Raw genomic sequence first — 21,482 nt, forward strand, 5'->3', positions numbered from 1 at the left:
GGCGTACCGCGTCGTGCAGGAATCCCTGACGAACGCCGTGAAGTACGCCGCAGGGCGGCGGACGCTGGTACGGCTCGCCCACACCCCTGACTGGACGGAGGTCGAGGTCACCACCGACGGCGCACCCGTCTCCGCGGCCGCCCTGCGCGACGGCGGCCCGCATGTCTCCGGAGGCCGGGGCCTGACCGGGCTGCGGGAGCGCGTGGAGATGCTCGGCGGCGGGTTCGCGGCAGGGCCGCGGCCCGAGGGCGGGTTCCGGGTGCATGCGCGCATCCCCACCGGAGACGCCGTATGAGTGCCCTGTCTCCCGCGATCCGGGTGCTGGTCTGCGAGGACCAGGCCCTCGTACGCGCCGGCTTCGTCACCATCTTCTCCGCCCAGCCCGACATGGAGGTCGTCGGGGAGGCCACCGACGGCCGGGCGGCGATCCGCAGCGCACAGGAGCTGGAGCCGGACGTCATCGTCATGGACATCCGCATGCCCGTGCTCGACGGGATCGAGGCCACCCGCCACCTGGCGGGCCCCGACTCCCCCAGCCCGGCGAAGATCCTGATCGTCACGACCTTCAACGTCGACCAGTACGTGTACGAATCCCTGCGCGCCGGCGCCAGCGGCTTCATCCTGAAGGACGCCCCGCCGCCCGAACTGGTCAACGCGGTACGGACCGTCGCCCGCGGCGAGTCGCTGCTGGCCCCCGCCGTCACCCGCACACTGATCGGCCGCTACGCCGAACGGCTACGCCCCTCCTCCGACACCGCGTCCCCCGAGCGCCGGCGTCTGCAGGCGCTCAGCACCCGCGAACACGAGGTCCTTCTCCTCATGAGCGAGGGCCTGTCGAACGCCGAGATCGCCACCGAGATGGTCATCAGCCCCGAGACGGTGAAAACCTATGTGTCCCGGATCCTGACCAAGCTGGATCTGCGCGACCGCGTGCAGGCGGTGGTTCTCGCGTTCCGGGCGGGGCTGGCCGGGGGCGGCGACTGAGGTCCGGACGCGTCGGCCCGAGCAGGCGTCGGACCGGGTCGACGCGGCAGCGGTACCCCCTGCCCCTGATCAAAGGTGCGCTCCACCTGCTCCGGGCCGCCGCAAGGAAACCCCCGGGCTCTGGTAAGCACATGGCCGGTGAACGGGCCACCGGTGGGACAGCAGCTACCACCGCAGCCCGGTCCACTCGGAGTCGACGCCTCCCGTCTCCGGCAGCGGCTCCGAGGGTCAGGCGCGGGCACCGGCGCGCCGTGCGTCGCCTTCCGGCGCCGGCTCGGGTACTGGCACCGGCAGCGACAGCCGCGCCCTCGGGCCGTGGCGAAGCATCGTCCGTACCTGCCCCAGCGTCAGCACCAGCAGTGCGCCGAGCGTCGCGCTCTGTGCCCAGGGCGCCCAGTGCAGTGGCTGCATCGACTCGTGCGCCAGCAGCGCCAGCAGCATCCCACGCCCGAGGATCGCCGTACCGGTGATCAGCAGCGCCTCACGGCGGGGGTGTGTCTCCCTGGCGAGGCGGTGGAGCAGCCACAGGACCGTCGCGAGCTGCCCGGCGGACACCGCCAGCAGGCCGGGCGTCGGCGAGGGCGCGCCGGCGACCAGGAGAGCGCAGCCCGCGGTCCAGCAGGCGGCGCTGAACCGGCAGGTCCAGACCCGGCCGTGGCGGACCAGGAAGGTGCGCTTGCCGAACAGCGCGTCGCCGCGCACGTCCCTGAAGTCCTTGAGCAGGATCCGTCCGACGAAGCCGATGTAGAGGCCGAAGGGGAGCAGAAGCCCCTGGCCGTGCGGAGGAGGTGCCACGGCCAGCCGTCCCAGCAGGTAGGGGACTGCGACGTAGCAGGCGGGCAGGATCAGCGCTGCCACAGCGCCCCGGTCGGAGAGCCGGATCGGTTGCAGGGAGTATCCGGCGCTGATGCAGAGCCCCGCCGTGACGACCAGGCCGGGTCCGGGACCCAGCAGGAAGCCGCCTGCCACGGCGACGGCTGCGCAGACCAGCGCGACGATCGTCATCTCGCCGCGCAGGGCGCCTGTGCTGACGAGCGGCCGACTCGGATCGCCGGGCAGGTTCACCCGGTCGATCCGCTCGTCGGCGAGGTCGTTGACCGCCGCGGAGAACGTCAGGAACGCGGCGACGGGCAGCAGCGCGCGGGCCAGCAGCAGGCGGTCGTCGGCGTGTCCGGCTCCGGCCAGTCCGAGCGCGACGTAGACGGCGAGCAGGATGAAGACCGGTGGCCTGTTCAGTGCCACGAGCAGACGCAGACGGGTCGTCACCTGACGCGGCAGGCCGCCGTGAGCCATCTTGCCGATGGGGGGCCTCACTTGTTCGACCCGTAATTGTTGAGTCCCACGAACACCAACACCAGAACCCCGACGAGCGCCAGCCCGGCCAGCGCGAAGACCACCGCCAGCACGATCCCGAACACCGCCCACCCGGACGGCGCCGACCGGACCCGCGCAGAGTTTCCCGGATCGCCGGAGTAACCTCGCAACGGCGCGGAGTCGGAGCTCCGCGGCGGCCGCAGGGGGTCGGACATGACGCCTCCCGGCTCTCGCCAGTGCTTCGGACAGGGTGTTCAGCAGGCAGCATGGCGCCGCGTGCCGGGCCGCGCATGAGTACGCGTACTCAGATCGCCCACCGGAAGAGCATGGACGGTCGCCCGGCGAATCCCCGGGATGCTGAGCTGGCGTGGGTGCTCGCCTGGCGGGCCGCATCCGCCAGGCGCAGCCCTTGCTGTGTGCCCGTCAGCCTCCGAAGCCCCGCTTGGCTGCCACGGCGTCGGTCAGCTCCGTGGTGAGGTCTGAGTCGGGGATGGCGATGCGCTCGAAGAGGACGAGTGGACACCTGACCGGATCCGCTCTCCACCGGCCCACCCCTTCGCTTGACTGACTAGTCACTCTCTTATAGCGTCAGGTCATGGCCCGACCACGGAATGCGGATCGGCGCAGCGCCATCCTGTCGGCGGCGACCCGCGCCATCGCCTCCCAGGGGCTCGGGGCGTCCACAGCGATGATCGCGAAGGAGGCCGGTGTCTCCAACGGTTCGCTGTTCGTCTACTTCGACACGAAAGCGGCGCTGCTGAACGAGCTCTACGTCGCCCTGAAGACCGAGATGGCGACGGCGTCCCTTGCCGGACTCCCCGCCGGGGGCGAACCTCGTGAACAGTTGCTCCAGTTGTGGACGCAGTGGCTGCACTGGGCGACAGCCGTCCCGGAGAAGCGGCGCGCGCTCGCACAGCTCCAGGTGTCGGACGACATCACCGCCGCCAGCCACCAGGCGGTGTACTCCGCATCCAGCGCCATCGCGGATCTGCTTGAGCGAAGCCGGGCAGGTGGCCCGATGCAGGACGCGCCGCTCGGCTTCGTCCTGACGCTCACCAACGCCATCGCCGAGACCACGATCGACGCGGTGATCCGCGAACCCGCCGACGCCGAAGCCCTCATCCGCGTTGCCTTCGACGCCGTCTGGCGGGTCGTCGCCGGCGTCTGACACCCGACCGCCCCCGGCCCCCGGCCCAGCAGGCCGTCACCGCGAAGGAATCGACATGTCAACTCCCCAGCACAGCGGCGCATCCGCCACCCCAGCATGGATCATCACCGGACCGACATCCGGAATCGGCCGTCGCACCGCGCTGGAACTCGCCGAGCACGGCACCGTCGTGCTGGTGGGCCGAGACCCGGACAAGCTCGAAGAGGTGGCGGCCGAGATCAACGCGCAGGTCGGAGGCCACGCGGTACCGGTCGTCTGTGACTTCTCCCACATCCCCAGCGTGCGCCGTGCCGCCGAGCGGATCGCGGCACTCGGTCTTCCCCTCGCCGGCCTGCTCAACAACGCAGGCATCATGCCGAACCACGCCGCCCGGACCGCCCAGGGCTGGGACCTCGCCTACACAACCAACCACCTCGGGCCGTTCGCCCTGACGGAGGCACTCATTCCCCACCTGCCCGACCGTGCCAACGTCGTCTTCACCTGCTCGGGCGTCGAGGACCCGGAGCGCAAGCCCGCGGTGGCCGCAGGCTTCCGCGGTGCGCGGTACATCTCCGCCGAGGCCGGCGCACGCGGCGAGTGGCAGGCCGGCGGATCCACCAAACCCGGCTTCGATGCCTACGCCACCTCCAAGCAGGGCAACCTCGCCACCGTCCTCTCCTTCGCACGCGAGACCCCGAGGCTCTGTTTCATCGCGGTCGAACCCGGCTTCAACCCCGGCACCGGCCTCGGCCGCGACGCGAACCCCGCCCTGCGCTTCCTGGCGAAGCACGTGCTCGCGCCGCTGGCACCCCTCGTCAGGTACTGGAGCACCCCCAAGCGCGCCGCCCGGCTGCTCACCGGGGTGCTGACGAACCGGTCACATCCGTCAGGGGTGTACTACGACGAGAACGGCAGGCCCATGCTCGGCTCCGCCCAGGTGCGTGACCCCGCGTTCAGCGACCGAGTCGTCGCAGAGACCCGCGCCCTGCTCGCCCAGGTCCCCGGCGACACCAACTGGTCCGCGACCGCGTAGGTTCGCCGTGGTGCTTCAGCCGACGTGGTGAGGGCCGGCCGCCTCAAGGGACAGCCAGGCCGGTGCACGCTGGATATCCCGTGCCGCCGTACCGCACGGATGGCACAGTCTCAGGCATGTCGACTCCACACCTCCCCCGGCAGCTCACCCGCACCCGCCGCTTCACCCTCGGCGCACCCACCCGTTTCACCGTGGCACCCGACGGCTCCCGCGTCCTGTTCCTGCGGAGCCGGGCCGGGGACGACCCGGTCGGGTGCCTGTGGGCGCTCGACCCGGCGACGGGCGCGGAGCGGTTGCTGGCCGACCCCGCCGAACTGCTCGGCGGTGCGGCCGACGAGGTGCCGGAGGAGGAGCGCATCCGGCGCGAGCGCGCCCGGCAGCAGGCCTCCGGGATCACCGACTACGCCACCGACACCGCCACCCAGGCGGCCGCCTTCGCGCTGTCGGGGCAGCTGTGGGTGGTGGACACCGCCTCCGGCGCCGTCCGGCAGCTGCCCGCCCGGCAGCCGGTGGTGGACCCGCGCCCCTCCCCGGACGGCCGGCACATCGCCTACGTCTCCGGCGGCGCGCTTCGGGTCATCGGCACCGACGGCAGCGAGGACCGGGCGGTGGCCGCGCCCGACCCGGAGGACGGCCCCGATGTCTTCTTCGGTCTGCCGGAACATGTGGCGAGCGAGTCGATGGGCCGTCATCGGGCGTACTGGTGGGCACCAGGCGGGGACCGGCTGCTGACCACCCGGGTGGACAACCGGAAGGTCCTGCTCTGGTACCTCAGCGATCCGGCCGACCCCGCCAAACCGCCACGCACCATGCGCTACCCGCAGGTCGGCACCGCCAACGCCGAGGTCACCCTGTGGATCGCGGACCTGGCCGGCAACCGCACCGAAGTCCGCTGGGACCGGGCCGGCTTCGAGTACGTGGCCACCGCCGGCTGGGACGCGCACGGTCCGTTCGCCGCTGTGCTCAGCCGCGACCAGCGCACGCTCCGGGTGCTGGCCGTGGACCCGGCGGACGGTGCGACCGGCCTGCTGAGCGAGCGGACCGACGAGCGCTGGGTGGAACTGCTGGTCCCCGGGGTGCCCGCACGCACAGCCACCGGCCTGCTGGTCGACTATCTGGACCGGGACGAGACCCGGCATCTGAGCGTCGGCGGCACGCCGGTCACGCCGGAGGGCCTCCAGGTGCACGAGGTGCTGGCGGTGGACGGCGAGACGGTGCTCTTCGTGGCCGCCACGGAACCCACCGAGCGGCACCTGTGGAGCTACCGGCCGGGCGAGGGCGTACGCCAGTTGACCGAGCAGCCGGGCGTGCACTCCGGCGTCCTCCGCGGCGACACCCTGGTCCGCACCACCCGCACGCTCGACCGGCCGGGCTCGCGCACCACCGTGCACCGGGCGGCCGAGGACGGCCGGCCGGAGCCGGGCGGCCCCACTCCCGTCGAGATCACCTCGCACGCCCAGCGGCCGCTGCTGGAACTGCGCGTCGAGCGCGCCGCCGTGGGGCCGCGCCGGCTGCGTACGCATCTCTTCCTCCCGTCCTGGCACGGGCCCGGGGACGCCCCGCTGCCCGTGCTGGTCGACCCTTACGCCGGCCCCGCGATGCAGAAGGTGCTGGCCGAACAGAGCAGCCACACCTTCGTCTCGCAGTGGTTCGCCGAACAGGGCTTCGCGGTGCTGGTGACGGACGGCGCCGGCACGCCCGGACGCGGGCCGCGCTGGGAGAAGGAGATCTTCGGCGACCTGATCGGCCCTGTCCTGGACGACCAGGTCGCCGCGCTGCACGCGACCGCCGAGCGCCACCCGGAACTGGACCTCGACCGGGTCGGCATCCGCGGCTGGTCGTTCAGCGGGATGCTGGCCGCCGCCGCGGTGCTGCGCCGTCCCGACGTCTTCCACGCCGCCGTGGCCGGCGCCCCCCTCACCGACCAGCGGCTCTACGACGCCTGCTGGAAGGAACGCTTCCTCGGTCAGCCCGACCGGTATCCGGAGCACTACGAGACGTCCTCGCTGCTCGCCGACGCCCCTGAGCTCAGCCGTCCGCTGCTGCTGATGCACGGGCTGGCGGACGACAACGTCTTCGTGGCCAGCACGCTGCAGCTGTCCTCCGCCCTGCTCGCCGCCGGGAGGCCGCACGAGGTGCTGCCGCTGAGCGGGATGACCCATGCCTCACCGACCGACGACACCTTCGCCCGGCTGCTGGGGCACCAACTGGAGTTCCTGCAGCGGCACCTGGCCGGGCGGACCGACGGGGTGCCCGGCCGGGACGAGCGCGTGGGGTGAGCCCGGCGCGGCGGGATGCGTGACCGACGCGGCTCCGCTGCCATCGACGTGGGACGCCGGACATCTCGTCCGACCCCCGGGGAGCGCCGCCGGTTCCGTGCGGCCCTGTTCGCCGGTATCACCCCGTCGGCGGTGGCTACGGGGGTTGATCGAGTCACGTCCCCCCGGCGGCACGGCGCACCACGGAGGGAAGGCCCGCCGGCACCACACCGGCGGGCCTCACCACGGCAACCCGGGTCACCCCGCACCGCGGACCGTCAGGAGGGCGGCCAGGTGCACCAGACGGCCATCGCGCCCGCTCCGGCGTCCCAGCCCGGGTAGGCCGAGTCCGCATTGGACAGGGAGACGGTGAACGTGGGGTTGCCCGCGGGGACGTTGGCCGCCCCGATGTAGTACCAGCCGCTCATGTTCTCCTGGTTGAACGTCCGGCCGGGCCAGGCCACCCAGGTGACGTGGCCGTGGTCGTCGTCCGCCCAGAAGTCGTAGCGGGCGTTGTGGTCCCCCGCGTCGACGGTGGGCGTGTAGGCGTAGACGTAGCACACCGACACGCTGTTGTAGTAGCCACTGGGGGCGTTGTAGAAGTGCCAGCGGTACTGTGCGGTCTCGCTGCCGGTCGTGAGGGCGTAGGCGGTGGTGTTGCTGCAGGTGCCGTACGACGTGTACGGGGTGCCGTACTCCACGTTGCCGCTGTAGTCGCCGCCCGAAACGCGGGTCCACGTTCCGCTTGACCCCGCGGACGCGATGTCGCTGTTGGTGCAGCCGGGGCCGGCCACCATGTACCCCACCCCGGCGGGCGGTGCGGCCTGCTGGCCGACGGTGGCGGCGGCAGCGTCCGGCGCCTCCGCGACGGCGATGCCGAGGAGCAGCGGGACCAGGGCCGTGGCAAGGGCGCGCCGCAGGGCGGAACCTCCCCCTCTCCCGGCCCCCACGACCGCCGGCGCCGGGACACGGCGCGGCACCCGACGGCGGAACGGCACTGCTGAACGGAAGTTGGGCACGGTACCTCCAGGTCTTCGGAACGGGCGAGGGTGGACTGTCGCCTCGGGGAGTGGCGCGGAGAGGCGCTTCTCGCGGAGGTGCTCGGACGCCGGTGGGGCCGACCCGGCCGCGGGTTCCGGCCGGCTCTCCCCGGGCGGCACGAACCAGGTGTAGGACCGCGATTGTCCAGCGGGTAGTCCTGTGGACAATCGGACGACGCAAGTTGTCCAGCACATGAAGGAGTCGGGGGATGGGTAGGGGGATGCGCCCGTTGTCACCGGACAGCGGTCCGGTGGAGCGGTTTGCCTGCGAGTTACGGGCCCTGCGGGCGCTCGCCGGTGACCTGCCGTTCTGGAAGATGGCTCGCCGCTGTTCGGTGGCCAAGAGCGCCCTGGCGGCGGCCGCCGCCGGGCGGCAGCTGCCCTCGGAGAAGGTGACCAGGGAGTTCGTGCGGGCGTGCGGCGGGGACTGGGGCTACTGGGAGCAGAGGTGGGCACGGGCCAAGGCGGAGGCCGAGCAGATCGCTCATGCGCCGGGCAAGGCGGTGGCCGAACGCCGCCCCGGGCTGGTGGACGTGCTGAGCAGCCGGCTTCCGGCTCGCTTCGCCGAACCCCATGAGTGGCGAAGCGGCACGGGCTCAACCTTCGACGTGTACGTCCCACGGCGGGGGCGCCCCCGGTGGAGGTCCGTCAGCGCGCTGGCACTCGCGGGAGTCCTCGCGGGCGTGGGTCTGTCGTGGACGGCCGGGCTCCTCCACCACACCGACACGCCCACCCGTGCGGTATCGCCGCCGACCGACGGCACCGACCCACAGTTGGCCGGGTGCGGAGGCGACGCCGAACGCCTCGCCGTCGCCGCTGTGCGGCTCCGGGGCCCGCTCGTCCTTCGCGGCCGCCGTCTCCCCGGGGGAACGCGGGTGGGCAAGGTGACCCTGCGCTACTCGGCGCACTGCGCCGGGGCCTGGGCCCGCTTCGACCCCGACCCCGTGATCGACACGGACCTCCAGGACAGCACCGCCGGCTCCACCACGGTGTGGGCCCGCCGCCCGGCCGACACCACCCAGGAGACCTGGAGGATGGGACACGTCGACGAGGCGTACTCCGGCCTCCTGCTGACCGGGCTCGGCTGCGTCGTCGCCGGCGCGCGCTTCGAGGTGACCAACGAGAACATGGCCGCCGAAGGGCAGACCCCCTGCCTGCCCGTCCTCTCGGTCGACCGCCGCTCGGCCTCGCCCACGGCAGGGCCGTGATCCGGGGTCCGGCGCGTCCCGGCAGCAGCTGTCGCATCGCAGCCGCAGTCCCCCCGCGGCCCGCAGACGGCCCGCGGTGTCCCGGCGGCTACCTCAGTACTCGCCGGGCGCCGGTGGGCGAAGGGCCTCGCCGACGCCCACCGCGGCGAACAGTTCGAACGGCAGCTCCTTGTCCCCCTGACCGATGGCAAGTCCGATCCAGCGGTCCGCGTCCGGCCGCCGCCAGACGTGCAAGGTCACGGCCGTCTGGCCGGACCTCGAAGGATGTCGTTTGTCACAAAACGATCTTGGATACCCTCGTTTTCATCTCCGCAGGCACGCCTTGGACCACACCACCAGGAGGAACCAGTGTCATACCCGCAACTGCTCACCCCCGAGGAGAAGCTTGCCGACGCGAAGAAGCTGTTGAGCCTCCCGCGTATCGTCGTGATCTGCGGCTCCACCCGCTTCATGACCGAGATGAACGAGGCCGATCTGCGGGAGACCAACGCCGGAAAGATTGTCGTCAAACCAGGCTGTGACATGAAGTCGCCACACGAACTTTGGTCCGATCCTGTCGCGGCCGAGGCGCTGAAGGTTCGACTCGACGATCTGCACCGGGCGAAGATCCGGCTCGCTGATGACGTGCTCGTAGTCGGCGACTACATCGGAGACAGCACCCGAGCCGAAATCGCCTACGCCCGGTCGCTGGGCAAGCCCGTGCGGTTCACCCACCCCGAAGTCGACCCTGACGCCTGACCGTCTCGCGGTCGCTTCGGCCGCCGCCCAGCCCACCCCCTCCGCAGGCTCCCCTTGGAATTGATCATCTAGTGTCGTGAGTCTTGGATTCGCTGAAGATAGCTCGGGCCTGCTCGTAGCCCCGGGCGAGTACCAGCCACGGCTGGCTCGCGTCCCCGCCAGGCTCATCGCAGGTCGTCGTCACTTCGGAGTTCTCGGAGTGTGCCACGGAGGAGAACCTAGTGGTTCGTCCCGGATCCTTGTCGGGCAACTCGGTAGGCTGCTCCGGATCGGGGCCCAGGAGGGCAGGACGGCGAGTGAGCGAGTCGGACGCATCCGGGCGGGGGTTGGCGGTGAACAACTCCGTATTGCTGGGTGTGTTCCTCGCGGTCGCGGCGGATGACCAGACACCGTTCGCCGTGGTCGAGCTGGCCGGCCGCAGTGTCACCGCGAGCGCGGCCGCACATCGCTGGGTGCTTGAGGTCGGTAAGCCGTCGCTGGACGGATTCACGCTGGCGGACAAGCTGATCGAGTTCGGCGAGTGGGAGGACCTGCTCGTAGGCCTGTGGCAGGCGTTTGGGCGAGGCGAGGTCGAGATGGCGGACTTCCAGGCCCAACTGGCGCAGATCGTCGCGGCCATCGAGAGGTGGCCGAGAGTTCCTGAGGACCCGGTGAAGGACTTCTCAAGCCGCCTTCGCCGGGTACTGGGTCCAGGTGCGGATGCGTGAATCGGGCGCGAAGTTCGTCTTCGGCTCGGTGCGGGCGTTGCGCCAGCGGATGTAGGCGCCGATAGCAGTGTTCTACTCGTCGTGGCTGCGGTGGTCGGTGCCGTTGAGGGCAAAGTCACGCAGGGCCGCGAACTCGGACTCGATCCAGTTCAGCCATAGGTGGGCAGGAAGACCAGCTCGACCTCGTTCGCCGCCGCCCAGGCCCGGACGTTCGGGTGCTTGTGCGGGGAGAAGTTGTCCAGCACGACGTAGAGCTTCTCGCCTGGCCAGCGGCTGCGCAGGGCCTTGAGCAGACCGAGGAACTCACGCCACCGCTTGCGCTTGCGCTTGCGCTTGCGCTTGCGGAAGAAGAGCGCGGAGATCACCGTCGCGTTACGGGTGAGCCTGCGGTCGGTGGAAGGGTGGCGCCGCGCCTGGCGCGAGCAGGGCGAGGCCGGTGTGCTGTCGATCGCCAGGCCGCTCGAAGCTCAGCGAAGCCCAGGTCGCGCGACTGGCAGTGCAGTTGGAGCGCGGTCCACTGGCCCACGGGTGGGCGGACCAGCGGTGGACGCTGGCGCAGATCAAGACGTTGATCGGCCGGCCGTCCCAGGTCTCCTACACCGTCGAGGGCACCTGGCAGTTCCTGCGGCGGCACGGCTGCTCGTGGCAGCAACCCGCCCGGCGGGCCGTCGAGCGCGACGACGACGCGGTTGAAGTCCGCAAGAAGGAGACCTGGCCGCGGGTAAGAGCACCGCGGCGGAGTCCGGCGCCTACCTCGTCTTCGAGGACGAGGCCGGGCAGTCGATGACTCCGCCGCGTGCCAGGACCTGGGGCCGGGTCGGCCGGACACCAATCGTGCGGGTGCGCGGCCGTGGTTCCAGACGAGTGTCCATGCCGGCCATGCCCTGCTACAAGCCCGGCAAACGATCCCGGCTGATCTACGCGATCCACGAGTACCGGGGCCGCAAGGACGAGCCGAAGGGGTTCGGCTGGCGCGACTTCCGCGACCTCATCATGACCGCCCCCGACGAGCGAAGATCGCGTGTCCGATAAGGACGAGTGCAGTCACCACTGCGGCACACCGCACCACAGCCCACGTCGTTGCCGACACACCCCCCTGCAGTGGCGCATCGAAGCGCAGCCGCTGCGACGTGTCCACGACCGCGATCACCGGCACCACAAGGCGCAGGAGGAGCCCGGGCAGGCCGCCGCCTTGGGCGAGATTCCCGGCAAGGCCAAGCAGGGAGCCGAGCACCACCGCGATGACGCACCAGACGAGCGACTTGGATACCACAGTCCCCCAGTCGGTGTGCACCGCTCCGAGGACAGGATTGCGTGGGTCGAGCGTTCGGAAGTCCCCGGAGGCCGCTTTCGTTACGTAGTAGGCGATCACGGCCACGACCAGGGACGCGCAGGCCAGCACCGCCGAGGCCACCCGCGATGTCTGCGTGAGGCCGACGGCGAACGCGAGCGCGGCCCATGCCCACCCGGCCGACAGAACCAGACTCGCCACGTGCGCCGGCAGACCGGGGGCGGCGGAGAGCAGGGGGGCGACGATGCCGAGCAGCGCGCCGGCCGCCATCACTGCTGCGGGTGCCATGGCGCCGGATCGGAGAGAGAACACGCAGGAATTCCTTTTCAGCGGACCGACGAACATGCGAATCCCGGCCGCTCGCAGACGGTGGCGAGCGGCCGGGATTCGAGTCACATAGGCTGTGCCCAGTAGGTCGACCAGTAGGCGTTGCAGGTGTAGGCCCAGCCGGCGACCGCGTAGGCGTCGGCCCAGTATCCCGTAGTGTTGTACTGCTTGTCAGCGCCGTTGGCGATGACCGCCGTTGCCGAGTGGTACTTCGTGTTGTGGATGTAGTCGGAGTAGCAGCCCTTCAGGCCGCTGCTGTCGATGACCGTTCCGTAGCTTCAGGTGCCGCCGCCCGGGTTCACCACGGTGCTTGGGATGACGGTGTTCGCGGTGATTGTGCTCGAATTCGAGCTGATCTCCAGCGTGACCATGCCCCACGCCTTGAGGTGGCCGAGAAACGCGGGCCGCGTCGCCCATCGCGCTGCCAGCGGCACCACGACCTCGACGCCGTTCGCCCGGGCCTGGTTGGCGACGGCACTGGCCGGCGCCGCAGGGCCTCGAACACGCCGACGTCACGCCACTGCCGGAAGCGGTTGGAGACGGTCGACCACACGCCGAACTCCTGCGGCATCTCCCGCGACTGCCCACCGGTCCTGAGCCGCCAGATCACGCCCTCGAACTGCTGCCGCAGACGCTCGGGGTACGGACCGTACTCGCCGATCGGCAGGTACGGCTCAATGAACTCCCACTCTTCGTCCGACAGTTGCACTCATGCCACGCAAGACGGTCTACCGGATCAAGCCTCAAAGCGCAGGCTGACCGAAAGATTGCTCACGACTCGATACGCGCCCTGGTACTCCGAGCGCATCCCTACACCGCGCCGGCGGGTCCGGCGGCCGGACGTGGGGTGACGTCCGGTCCGGCTGCACAGGCGCGGTGGTCGGGCGTACCGGGCGGGCGCGGGTCGACCGGTCGGGCGAGCGGAGCAAGCCGCCGCAGCGGTGTCTTGGTCGACTACCGGACGGGCAGGCCCTGCCTGACGGCCGGTCGGGCTGCCCGGGTCTCTCTGGTCAGGGACAGCTGCCAGAGAGTGAGCAGCAGCAGGGTGCCGGCCTCGGCGAGGAGGCTGAGGACGGCCTGCGGCGCGGGCTGCAGACCGTGCTCGGTGAATCCGAAGACTCCCACGGTCCGCGAAGCGACGAACCCGCCGAGAGCACCGAGGGCGGCGCCTGCCGCGGCGATCCTCACCAGCAGGGGTGGCGTCCCGATCAGCAGCAGGACGGCGAGGGCGAAGGAGGATGCGGCCTGCAGCAGGAACAGGGGGCCGATGACGTGGATGAAGCGGTACCCGTCGATGTAGAGCTGGGCGTGGATGTATCCGCTGACGGCGAGGGTCGCGGCGGCCGCCGACCGCAGGGCGGGGGCAAGGAGTCTGCGGGTGTTCATACGAGCCTCTGATCCTTGACGGCCAGTTCGCGGTCGCCCTGGCGGTAGCCGACGCTGCGGATGCCGAGCGCCTCCTTGAGCTGCCGCGCGGGGACGACCTGCGGCGTGGGGGCGGGGGCGCGGCCCGGCTTGGGCAGGGGGTAGGCGGTGGTGGTGGCGGAGTGGAAGGTGATGTTGCCCTCCGTCTTGGTGAACAGCTGGTGGACGTGCCCGTTGAGGCAGGTGACCGAGGAGAAGCGGCGCAGCAGGGAGATGACCTTGAGGGCGTCGTCGGTGCTCCAGCCCCACTGCGGGTACATGGCGAAGAGCGGTATGTGGCTGAAGACCACGATGGGGGTGTCCGACGGCAGTCCGGCGAGGTCCTTGCTGACGAAGTCGATCTGGTCGTTGCCGAGGTGTCCGAGCTTCTCCAGGCTCAGGGTGTTGACCAGGGCGATGAAGTGCACGCCGTGGGTGTCGAAGCTGTACCAGCCGTCGCCGAGCGTGCCCATGCCGAAGGTCCGCCGATAGGTGCGGCCGGCGTCGCCGACGGAGTCGTGCTCGCCCGGGACGGTGAAGACGCGGTCGGTCCGCAGACCGGTCATCATCTGCTTGACCTGGTCGAACTGTCCGGCTGTGGACAGGTGCGTCAGATCGCCGCTGTGCATGACGAAGTCGGGCCGGAAGCCGAGCGCGTTGACCTGCTTGATCGCTTCGGCGAAGGAGCCGACCACATCCGTGTTCGCCGGGCCCTGGAACCCGATGTGGCTGTCGGAGACCTGCACGAACCGCAGCTCGCCGTTTCCTGCTGCGGCGGCCCCGGCTCCGGTCGCGGTTGCGGCGTGGGCGTCCCGGGAGCCCGCGATGTGGCTCACCACCTCTCCGCCGGCCACGGTGAGCACCACGGCGCCGCCGAACCATCCGGCGTGTCGGAGGAGTTGGCGTCTGGTCATGCCGTGTTCGGTGTCGGGACGGCCGGCGTCCTCGGCCGGCGCTCCGTCGTGGCTGTCGTAGTGGTCGGTCATCGGGTCACCTCCACGGTGGCGGTCATGAACGGATGGATGGTGCAGAGATAGGCGTAGGTGCCGGGCTTGGTGAACGTGTAGCTGTAGGAGCCGTGGGTGGCCAGGGCCGCCGAGTGCAGCGGGCCGCCCGCTCCGGAGCTGGTGACGGTGTGGGCGTCGGTGTCCTCGTTGGTCCAGGTCACCTTCGTCCCCGCCTTGACCTTCAGGGTGGCCGGGGAGAAGGCGAAGTTCCTGATCGCCACCGTGTGGCCGTTCGCCGGGACGACCGGCGCGGCCGTGCTCGGGGGACTCATCGGCATGCTCATACCGGGCATCGACGGGGTACTGGGAGCGGAACCCTGCCCCGCCCCCGCGGCGCCGGGCATCCCTGCCATCTGGTGCCGGCCCGGGCCGGGCGTGATGTCCCCGGCCGCGCCGGCCGAGGTGTGCGACGACTGGCCGCATGCGCTGAGGAGCCCCACCGCGCCCACGGTGGCGACTGCGGCGACGGCCAGCCCGGCTGCGGCGCGTGCTCGCCGGCCTCGGGTCCGGAAGTTCAGGTCCATGGTGTGTTCCTCACTGGTCGGGCGGTGACGGGGTCTGCGCCGGCTCGGCGCACGTGACTGCGGTGATGGGTGTGGTGGTTGCCGTCTTCATGGGTGCGCGTCCCGCACGGACCCGGTGAGCGAGCACGGGTGCCGTCCCGGGCCGGGGGTCGCCTCGCCGTGCCCGGCGCTGCACCGCCGCTCCTGCGGGCCGCGAAGGTCCGGGCGGTACGGGGCAGGTCCCGTGCGGGGGGCCGTGAGTGACCCGGGGTGGGTCGGCTGCGCACATGCAGGTCGTATGCGCGCTGAGCCGGGCCGCCTCCGTGGTGTGCGCCGGGTGCGAGCCGAGCCTGCGCGACGGCGCAGCCCCCGGACGTACGGGGCGGGGTCGGCTCGGTGGATCCCGGCAGCGCGGTGGCGTGACGTATCTCGGTCACCTTTGATCCATCCTGTGCGGCGGGGGAATGTGATGAGGAGTTGCGCCTGGTTGGGCTCTTGACCGGCTCCACGGACGGAGGCGCACCGCGGTTCGGCGGACAGGAACTTTTTGTCGGGCTTTTTGGCCTTGCCGCAGCTCAGCCGGCCTTCCGGGCGCCGCGCACACCCGGCCCTCCTGGCGCCGCCGGGCCCGCAGGGGCATATCACCCGAGATGCCCGCAGAGCGTCACTGCTCTTTGCGGTGCGTTACGGGACAAAGTGGTACATCTGCGCGATGATCGGCCTATGCCCTGGAGTCCCCGAAAACGTGGCCCGCGGACCGATCCCAATCGCTCCGCGCACCGTGTCTCAGGTAGAGGGGCGCTTTCGACCGCAGACGAGGAACTGCTGCGCACCCTGTACGCGGAGCACGCAGGAGCCCTGTTCCACTACGTGCTGCGACTGACCTCGGGAGACTGGCAATGGGCGGAGGATGTGGTGCAGGAGACACTGCTGCGGGCCTGGCAGCATCCCGACGCGTTCGACCCCGCACGCGGCCCGGCCAGGGCATGGCTGTTCACGGTCGCCAGGCGACTGGTCATCGACGCCCACCGGGCCCGGCAGGCCAGGCCGGCCGAGGCCGGCGGCGAGGCCCTTCAGCGGGCCGCCGAGCAGACACCGGGCGAGGACCAGATCGAGCAGGCGCTGCAGAGCTGGTCCGTCGCCGACGCCGTCCGGTCGCTGTCCCCGGACCACCGCGCCGTCCTCCTGGAGACCTACTACCGCGGCCGGACCATGGCGGAGGCCGCACAGGTGCTGGGCATCCCGCTGGGCACCGTCAAGTCGCGGACGTACTACGCCCTGCACGCCCTGCGGCTGGCCCTGCAGGAACGGGGCATCGAGCCATGACCGGGGCAGGCAGGAGGTGGCCACCATGAGCGCGGAGCACGACGTCCTCCGGCTGGCACTGGGGGGATACGTCCTGGGCACGCTGCCCTCGGCTGAGATGGAGCAGGTACGTATCCACCTCGCGGAATGCGCCGAATGCCGGGCCGAGCACGCTCGGCTGGCGGGACTGCCCGCGCTGCTGGCGACGGTGACCGAAGCCGAAGCCTCGGGCCGGACGGTTCCGGCGGCCGACCGGGACCTGGCCGGACTGCTGGTGAGACGGGCGGCCGAAAGCGCCCAGGACTCGCCGCCCCAACAGGCCGCCGTGCCCGCGGCGTCGGAGGCGCCGGCAGGGGGTGTGCTGGACGGGCTGCTCCAGCAGGCCGCGGCCCGGCGCCGCAGGACCTGGCGTCTGCAACTGGCCGGCGCGGCCGCCTCGCTGGCGTTCATCGCGGCGGCGGCCGGAGGTACCTGGCTGGCGGCTGTCGGATCCGTGAGCAGTCAGGCGACGCCGCCGGGGCAGACCGCACCGACCGCCTGGCGCGCCTTCTCCGGAAGCGACCCCACCACCGGCGTCTCCGCCTCGGTGAAGGTCTCCCCTTCCGCCTGGGGCAGTGTGCTGCAGATCTCCGCCAAGGGGGCACCCGCTGGAATCACCTGCCGGCTGGAGGCGGTCGGACCCGGCGGAGCCAGGGCCGAGGGCGCCACCTGGCGGGCAGGCGAGTACGCGTCCGGAACCACGATCCCCGGGGCGGTTGCCATGTCTCCCGGGGTCATCGACCATTTCGAGATCCTCGCGGACAACGGCCAGAGGCTGGTCACCATCCGCGCGTGAGGCGGGGCCGGACCGTCGTGCCGCCGGGCGGACGGTGATCGCGCCTCTGGCCCCGGCCCCGGCCCCGACACAGCAGGCCGTCGCCGCGGGCTGCCGGGTCAGGACGGCGGACACCTGCCGTACCCGCTCCCGCCAACCAGTCGCGCCCAGGCCGACTTGAGGGGTGAGTGCGCGGCCGGGCGTACCCGGTCGAGGTGATCCCAGGGCCGCGCTCAGGCAGAGGTGCGCGCCTCGCCGACCGACCGGCCCGACCGCGGGGTCGCCCACCCCTCCCCCAGCCCGTGACAGCCCGGAGACGACGGTCCAGGACGTCTGCATCCCGAGGGACGCCACCAAGCCGAGGTGCGGGCGAGGACGCTCGTCCGGTCCGGTGCCGCAACCTGCCCGCAGGACCGTCCGTAAGGCCGCGGGCGCCGACTGTCGGCGCCCGGTCCGGCCCCGGCACGGGGCGAGTGAGGCCGACCCGGCCGACCGCATTGTTGTGAGTCGCGAAAAGTCGGGAAAAGGGCCTGGCAAATCGAACCGTTCGGCAGGCGTCGCCCGTGGAACTGAATGAGCGCGCCCCCTTCAGTACCGGGCCCGACCAGCAGCCCCGAGGTTGCCGTTGGTCTCCCCGTTCCGCTCTCCGCACTTCCACAGAAAAGCCAGAACGCCATGTTTGTGACCGATTCCCCCACCCCGAATTCCCTGCTCGGCCGGCCCGGCCGTCATGAGGCGCTGGTCACCCTGCCCGCACAGGAGGCGCACGTCCGCGCCGCTCGTCACTTCGCGGACGATCTGCTGGAGACCTGGAGCGTGCCCGCAAGTGAGCGGGACTCCGCCGTTCTCATCGTCGACGAACTCGCCGCCAACGCCGCCCAGCACGGCCGTGACCGCATGACCCTGCTGCTGGTCCTCGACGACGGCACTCTGCACATCGTGGTCACCGACTCCGGCGCGGCGGTGGAGCGGCATCACCCCGCCACCGCCACCGCCCCCGACGAACACGGCCGCGGCACCGGCATCGTCCAGTACCTCGCCCAGTCGACCGAGGTCCACCAGACACGCAGCGGCCGCGAAGTCCGCGCCTGCCTGAGGTGCTCGCCGTGAGCGGGCCGGAGATGCCGTCCGAACCGCTGCCCTTCGCCGGGGCCGGGACCGCGGCACGGCGACGGGTCACCGGAGCGGCACCGGCGCCGAGCCACCCGACGGCCCCGCCACGCGGGCCTTCGCGACCCACCAGCCGTACCCCCACCAGGACACGACCGTGTGTCGACGCTGCAGCGCCAGCCTCTGCACACCGACGGAGGTGTGAACATGCACGTCACCGCGAACAGCGATGAAGCGATCGGCGCCCCGCCCCCGCACGAGGCATACGCGGACGCACCTGACCTGCGCTGCGAGATGCACCAGGTGCTCGCCATCGGCGCCCAACGCGACGGCCGTCAGGCAGCCGGGCCCGTCACCGGGGCCGTCACCGGACCCCCGGTCGATGCGACGGCAGCCGAACGCGCCTGGCTGCTGCGGCGGGCCGCCCTCATGGACCGGATGGCCCTCGACAACCCCGGTCCCTGCCCAGTCGCAGCCGCCGCAGAGACCGCCGAGCAACTCGTCCTGCACGACCGTCGCCATCCCGGTCTGGTCGCCGGCCCGCACCCCCCGGACGCGTTCGCCCTCGCCTCCGACCGTCGCCGCTACGTCCGCCAGGAGTACGCGGCCTGGACGGCGGCCGGGCGCCCCGGAACCTGAACCGGCCCCCGCCCGCCGGTAGCCCTCGGACGAACGACTTCGCGGATTCCGGCCACTGCCACTGAGCACCCTCGACAACTCGTTGGCGGTCCGCGCCGACTCCTGCTAGGTTTCCCGAGGCCGTGCGAGAGAACGAGGAGGTGGTACCCGTGAACGCAGTATCGACATGGGTGCTCCCCTCCGGGGTCACGGTCGGGCGGTAGGTCGTCCGGGAGCGCCGTCACGAGCACTCCCGAAAGGCACGACCATGCATTTCACCTCCGAGCAGCGCCTTGACGACGGCGTCCTCGAACGCGAATTCACCTTCGGCGAGATCCCCGGCATCCTGTGGACGCCCGGATCCGCGTCCGCATCCGCACCGGCACCGCTGATCCTGCTCGGCCACCCCGGCGGACTGCCCAGGATGTACCCGCGACTGGCGGCACGGGCCCGGCATGCGGCGTCGGACGGTTTCGCCGCCGCCACCATCGAGCTTCCCGGAAGCGGCGACCGGCCCCGTGACGCCGCCGCCGAGCAGGCCCGCGCCGACCTGCGCCGGGCACTGCAGGCCGGCGAGTCGGTCAGCGACGACATCGTGGACCGGCTCGTCCTCCCGCTGGTCGACAAGGCGGTCCCGGAATGGCAGGCCCTCCTGGACGCCCTCCTTTCACTGCCCGAGATCGGCGGCCCGGTCGGGTACTCGGGGGGAGTGATCTCCATCGGGACCCGGCTGGCGGTGGTCGAGCCGCGCATCTCGGTCGCCGTTCTGTTCGCCGGCAGTTTCGTGCCTCGCGCCATCTTCGAGGAGGCCCGGGAGGTCACCATTCCCCTGCACGTCCTGCTGCAGTGGGACGACGAAGGGAACGACCGGCAGTCGGCTCTGAACCTGTTCGACGCCTTCGGCTCCAAGGAGAAGACGCTCCACGCCAACATGGGCGGTCACACCGGCGTCCCGCAGTTCGCCGGGGAGGCCGCGGCGCGGTTCTTCACCCGGCATCTGAGCTGAACACCGGGCCTGGTCGGTCATGTGCCCAGCCGGATGACCAGGGCGGCTGCGGTGACTGTGCCGAGGGAGACGTAACCGCCTCCTGTCGTTCCTGGTGGCCCCGGTCGGTGACTTCTTCCGCTTGTTGACGGCCCGCTCGACGGCGTGGGTCTCCCGTACCGCGCCGCCGTGAAACCCGGTGGCCGCCCGCCTGTTGATCCTGGTCTGAGGCGGGCGGCCCTGGTGCCGGACTTCTTGGGGGATCGTGAGCAGGGCAGGAGCGGCCCCGGGCCCGGCCACGGCAGTCAGAGCGTCCGGGGCTGCCGGTCCCAGCCCGGACCGGAACCCCTCCGGTGGCGTGCGCACGGGCCCCGGCGCAGACTGGCCGACGTAGGTCCGACCGCCGTCCGGTGGGTTCGGCCGGCCCGTACCACCGGATCCGAGAGACTCCACGAGACGACGTCATGGAGGACCCGATGGACCGCGCACACGCACACCTCTCCACCTGGGCCAAGGCGCCCCTGGCCGCCGGTGCCGCCCTGCTGCTCACCCTGGCCGTCCCCACCTCGGCGTGGGCCGCCAACGGCACCGTGTCCCTCACGGTCGTCGCGGCGAACGGTGCCACCGAGCAACTGAACGTGACCAATCCGACGGATGGCCACTGCTACACCGTCCAGGAGGTGGCTCCCCACCTTGCGGGTGCGACGTTCCAGGCGGTGACCAACAACACCGACAAGGTGATCGACGCCTACGCCAACCTGACGTGCTCCTCGTTCACCCATGCCGCCATCCGCCCGGGCGGGTCCATCTCCGGAATCGGGCTCAGCTCGTTCAGGCCCAGCTGACCCCCTGATGCGGGTTCAAACCTCGGCGCCGACCGCCCCCTGGGCTTCTGCGGGGGCTGAGCCTTCGGCAGTCGTCACGTCCGACTGTCCGGGGTCCGGGGTACCGGTCGGGTTTCTGACGGGTGAGCAGCGGTTCTTTTCGTGGTCGGCACCGGGGAGATCGCCCCGCCGAAGGCGGCCGGCCTGGAGGAGCTGCCCGGCCCGGCCGGCTTCAGTGTCCTTCCTCCGGTGCGTGAGCCGTGCTGTCGGCCGGGGTGAGGCAGCGGCGCACGAGCGCGAGAGTGCGTTCGGTGACGGTGTCGAGGGGGGTGCCGTGTTCGACGGCGGCCAGGGCCGTGTGCAGCATTCCGGCGATCAGGTCGGCCGTGAGCGCGGGCTCGGGAGTGCCGAGCTGCCGGACGGCGGCGCGGAACGGTTCGACCTGTTCCAGGTGGAGTTCCATCAGCCGTTCCTGGCAGGCCGGAGGGAGGCCGGCGTTCATCAGGGCGGCGGCCGGCCGGTGTGCGCCTTCGGCACCGAGCCGGAGGCTCTCCCTGAAGAACGCCTCGATGCGTTCCACCGGGCCGTTCGCGGTGGCCATGGCGCGGGTGAGCGCCTCGTTGGAGCGCCGGAAGGCCTCCTCCGTGATGGTGGCCAGGAGGGCCGCCGAGGAGTCGAAGTACTGGTACACGCTGGAGCGGGCCAGGCCCGCGCGGGCGCCGACCGCCGCCGGTGTGACGGCGGCGGCGCCCGCGTTCACCAGGATGTCGATCGCTGCGTCGATCAGTGCCTCGCGTTGCTGGGCTCGGTGTTCGGCGACGGTGGAGGCGTTGATCTTCGGCATGCGGGGCGGACTCCTGGAGGG

General features: G+C 71.4%; 26 protein-coding genes and 2 pseudogenes. 15 read left to right on the forward strand and 13 right to left on the reverse strand.

Translation table 11 applies throughout. The annotated features are described in order from the left end of the window. A partial coding sequence (locus tag AOK09_RS28620; RefSeq protein WP_322973218.1) for an ATP-binding protein occupies positions 1–295 on the forward strand: 295 nt, incomplete at its 5' end. Next, entirely contained in the window at positions 292–984 is a 693-nt protein-coding gene (locus AOK09_RS28625) for a response regulator transcription factor (RefSeq protein ID WP_055590142.1), read from the forward strand. The genes AOK09_RS28620 and AOK09_RS28625, both read left to right, overlap by 4 nt. A 228-nt stretch (positions 985–1,212) precedes the next feature. Here the strand turns inward: AOK09_RS28625 and AOK09_RS28630 are convergent, their stop codons facing one another. Both AOK09_RS28630 and AOK09_RS40475 read right to left on the reverse strand, forming a co-directional pair. Beyond that, positions 1,213–2,226 carry a UbiA family prenyltransferase gene (locus AOK09_RS28630; protein ID WP_157876065.1) on the reverse strand — a complete coding sequence of 338 codons (1,014 nt, stop codon included), beginning with the start codon at positions 2,224–2,226 and terminating at the stop codon, positions 1,213–1,215. A 68-nt stretch (positions 2,227–2,294) separates the two neighbouring features. Continuing rightward, positions 2,295–2,513: a hypothetical protein gene (locus AOK09_RS40475; RefSeq protein WP_157876066.1), complete on the reverse strand. Its 219-nt coding sequence runs from the start codon at positions 2,511–2,513 to the stop codon at positions 2,295–2,297. 380 nt (positions 2,514–2,893) lie between these two features. On the opposite strand from AOK09_RS40475, the gene AOK09_RS28635 reads away from it, so the two are divergent. The 3 genes from AOK09_RS28635 (at position 2,894) to AOK09_RS28645 (ending at position 6,757) form a co-directional block, all read left to right on the forward strand. Continuing rightward, positions 2,894–3,466 carry a TetR/AcrR family transcriptional regulator gene (locus AOK09_RS28635; protein ID WP_055590144.1) on the forward strand — a complete coding sequence of 191 codons (573 nt, stop codon included), beginning with the start codon at positions 2,894–2,896 and terminating at the stop codon, positions 3,464–3,466. A gap of 55 nt (positions 3,467–3,521) precedes the next feature. Then, positions 3,522–4,478, forward strand: coding sequence for an SDR family NAD(P)-dependent oxidoreductase (locus tag AOK09_RS28640; protein WP_055590145.1), 957 nt, complete (start codon positions 3,522–3,524; stop codon positions 4,476–4,478). A gap of 116 nt (positions 4,479–4,594) precedes the next feature. After that, positions 4,595–6,757, forward strand: coding sequence for a S9 family peptidase (locus AOK09_RS28645; RefSeq protein WP_055590146.1), 2,163 nt, complete (start codon positions 4,595–4,597; stop codon positions 6,755–6,757). A gap of 257 nt (positions 6,758–7,014) precedes the next feature. Here the strand turns inward: AOK09_RS28645 and AOK09_RS28650 are convergent, their stop codons facing one another. After that, positions 7,015–7,755 carry a hypothetical protein gene (locus tag AOK09_RS28650; RefSeq protein ID WP_157876067.1) on the reverse strand — a complete coding sequence of 247 codons (741 nt, stop codon included), beginning with the start codon at positions 7,753–7,755 and terminating at the stop codon, positions 7,015–7,017. A gap of 230 nt (positions 7,756–7,985) precedes the next feature. Here AOK09_RS28650 and AOK09_RS28655 point away from each other — a divergent pair, with 230 nt between their 5' ends. After that, positions 7,986–8,984: a DUF2690 domain-containing protein gene (locus AOK09_RS28655; protein ID WP_107101478.1), complete on the forward strand. Its 999-nt coding sequence runs from the start codon at positions 7,986–7,988 to the stop codon at positions 8,982–8,984. A gap of 93 nt (positions 8,985–9,077) precedes the next feature. Here AOK09_RS28655 and AOK09_RS40480 read toward each other — a convergent pair whose 3' ends face one another. Next, entirely contained in the window at positions 9,078–9,224 is a 147-nt protein-coding gene (locus AOK09_RS40480; RefSeq protein ID WP_157876068.1) for a hypothetical protein, read from the reverse strand. Between the two features lie 108 nt (positions 9,225–9,332). Between AOK09_RS40480 and AOK09_RS28660 the strand changes: the two genes are divergently transcribed. Together AOK09_RS28660 and AOK09_RS28665 are read left to right on the forward strand one after the other, a co-directional pair. Then, the gene (locus AOK09_RS28660; RefSeq protein WP_055590149.1) at positions 9,333–9,722 is read left to right on the forward strand and encodes a hypothetical protein; all 390 of its coding nucleotides are present in this window, start codon (positions 9,333–9,335) and stop codon (positions 9,720–9,722) included. A gap of 296 nt (positions 9,723–10,018) precedes the next feature. After that, positions 10,019–10,429 carry a hypothetical protein gene (locus AOK09_RS28665; RefSeq protein WP_055590150.1) on the forward strand — a complete coding sequence of 137 codons (411 nt, stop codon included), beginning with the start codon at positions 10,019–10,021 and terminating at the stop codon, positions 10,427–10,429. 149 nt (positions 10,430–10,578) lie between these two features. Here the strand turns inward: AOK09_RS28665 and AOK09_RS41440 are convergent, their stop codons facing one another. Beyond that, positions 10,579–10,794 carry a transposase gene (locus AOK09_RS41440; protein WP_055590151.1) on the reverse strand — a complete coding sequence of 72 codons (216 nt, stop codon included), beginning with the start codon at positions 10,792–10,794 and terminating at the stop codon, positions 10,579–10,581. Here AOK09_RS41440 and AOK09_RS43895 point away from each other — a divergent pair. After that, positions 10,703–11,431, forward strand: a pseudogene (locus tag AOK09_RS43895) (winged helix-turn-helix domain-containing protein); the annotation flags it as partial. The gene AOK09_RS41440 and the pseudogene AOK09_RS43895 sit on opposite strands and share 92 nt — an antisense overlap. Here AOK09_RS43895 and AOK09_RS28675 read toward each other — a convergent pair. From AOK09_RS28675 to AOK09_RS42625, 7 genes and pseudogenes are all read right to left on the reverse strand, one after another. Beyond that, the gene (locus AOK09_RS28675) at positions 11,421–12,008 is read right to left on the reverse strand and encodes a hypothetical protein (protein ID WP_157876069.1); all 588 of its coding nucleotides are present in this window, start codon (positions 12,006–12,008) and stop codon (positions 11,421–11,423) included. The pseudogene AOK09_RS43895 and the gene AOK09_RS28675 overlap by 11 nt on opposite strands. A 104-nt stretch (positions 12,009–12,112) precedes the next feature. Next, a complete protein-coding gene (locus AOK09_RS43780) occupies positions 12,113–12,310 on the reverse strand; it encodes a lactococcin 972 family bacteriocin (protein WP_079063509.1) in 198 nt (65 codons plus the stop codon). A gap of 15 nt (positions 12,311–12,325) precedes the next feature. Continuing rightward, positions 12,326–12,484 carry a hypothetical protein gene (locus AOK09_RS42615; protein ID WP_245687521.1) on the reverse strand — a complete coding sequence of 53 codons (159 nt, stop codon included), beginning with the start codon at positions 12,482–12,484 and terminating at the stop codon, positions 12,326–12,328. A gap of 11 nt (positions 12,485–12,495) precedes the next feature. Then, positions 12,496–12,756: pseudogene (locus tag AOK09_RS42620) on the reverse strand (transposase); the annotation flags it as partial. Positions 12,757–13,001: 245 nt separating this feature from the next. Further along, positions 13,002–13,433: a hypothetical protein gene (locus tag AOK09_RS28680; protein WP_055590153.1), complete on the reverse strand. Its 432-nt coding sequence runs from the start codon at positions 13,431–13,433 to the stop codon at positions 13,002–13,004. Beyond that, on the reverse strand, positions 13,430–14,437 hold the full coding sequence (locus tag AOK09_RS28685; RefSeq protein WP_055590154.1) for a metallophosphoesterase family protein: 1,008 nt from the start codon (positions 14,435–14,437) through the stop codon (positions 13,430–13,432). Before AOK09_RS28685 ends, AOK09_RS28680 begins: the two co-directional genes overlap by 4 nt. Beyond that, positions 14,434–14,982, reverse strand: coding sequence for a cupredoxin domain-containing protein (locus AOK09_RS42625; protein WP_245687518.1), 549 nt, complete (start codon positions 14,980–14,982; stop codon positions 14,434–14,436). Before AOK09_RS42625 ends, AOK09_RS28685 begins: the two co-directional genes overlap by 4 nt. Before the next feature lie 702 nt (positions 14,983–15,684). Between AOK09_RS42625 and AOK09_RS28695 the strand changes: the two genes are divergently transcribed. From AOK09_RS28695 to AOK09_RS28720, 6 genes are all read left to right on the forward strand, one after another. Next, positions 15,685–16,287 carry a sigma-70 family RNA polymerase sigma factor gene (locus AOK09_RS28695; RefSeq protein ID WP_079063508.1) on the forward strand — a complete coding sequence of 201 codons (603 nt, stop codon included), beginning with the start codon at positions 15,685–15,687 and terminating at the stop codon, positions 16,285–16,287. A 25-nt stretch (positions 16,288–16,312) separates the two neighbouring features. Then, complete coding sequence (locus AOK09_RS28700) at positions 16,313–17,101, forward strand: anti-sigma factor family protein (RefSeq protein ID WP_055590155.1); 789 nt, start codon at positions 16,313–16,315, stop codon at positions 17,099–17,101. Between the two features lie 660 nt (positions 17,102–17,761). Continuing rightward, positions 17,762–18,190 (forward strand): ATP-binding protein, encoded by a 429-nt coding sequence (locus AOK09_RS28705; RefSeq protein ID WP_245687519.1) that lies wholly within the window; start codon positions 17,762–17,764, stop codon positions 18,188–18,190. 207 nt (positions 18,191–18,397) lie between these two features. Next, entirely contained in the window at positions 18,398–18,829 is a 432-nt protein-coding gene (locus tag AOK09_RS28710; RefSeq protein ID WP_055590161.1) for a hypothetical protein, read from the forward strand. 247 nt (positions 18,830–19,076) lie between these two features. After that, positions 19,077–19,814, forward strand: a complete 738-nt coding sequence (locus AOK09_RS28715; RefSeq protein ID WP_055590156.1) for a hypothetical protein — start codon at positions 19,077–19,079, stop codon at positions 19,812–19,814. Between the two features lie 455 nt (positions 19,815–20,269). Beyond that, a complete protein-coding gene (locus tag AOK09_RS28720; RefSeq protein WP_055590157.1) occupies positions 20,270–20,638 on the forward strand; it encodes a hypothetical protein in 369 nt (122 codons plus the stop codon). 211 nt (positions 20,639–20,849) lie between these two features. Here the strand turns inward: AOK09_RS28720 and AOK09_RS28725 are convergent, their stop codons facing one another. Further along, positions 20,850–21,461, reverse strand: a complete 612-nt coding sequence (locus AOK09_RS28725) for a TetR/AcrR family transcriptional regulator (RefSeq protein ID WP_055590158.1) — start codon at positions 21,459–21,461, stop codon at positions 20,850–20,852. Between the last annotated feature and the right edge of the window lie 21 nt (positions 21,462–21,482).

The sequence above is a fragment of the Peterkaempfera griseoplana genome (genome assembly GCF_001418575.1).
GTDB lineage: Bacteria > Actinomycetota > Actinomycetes > Streptomycetales > Streptomycetaceae > Peterkaempfera > Peterkaempfera griseoplana.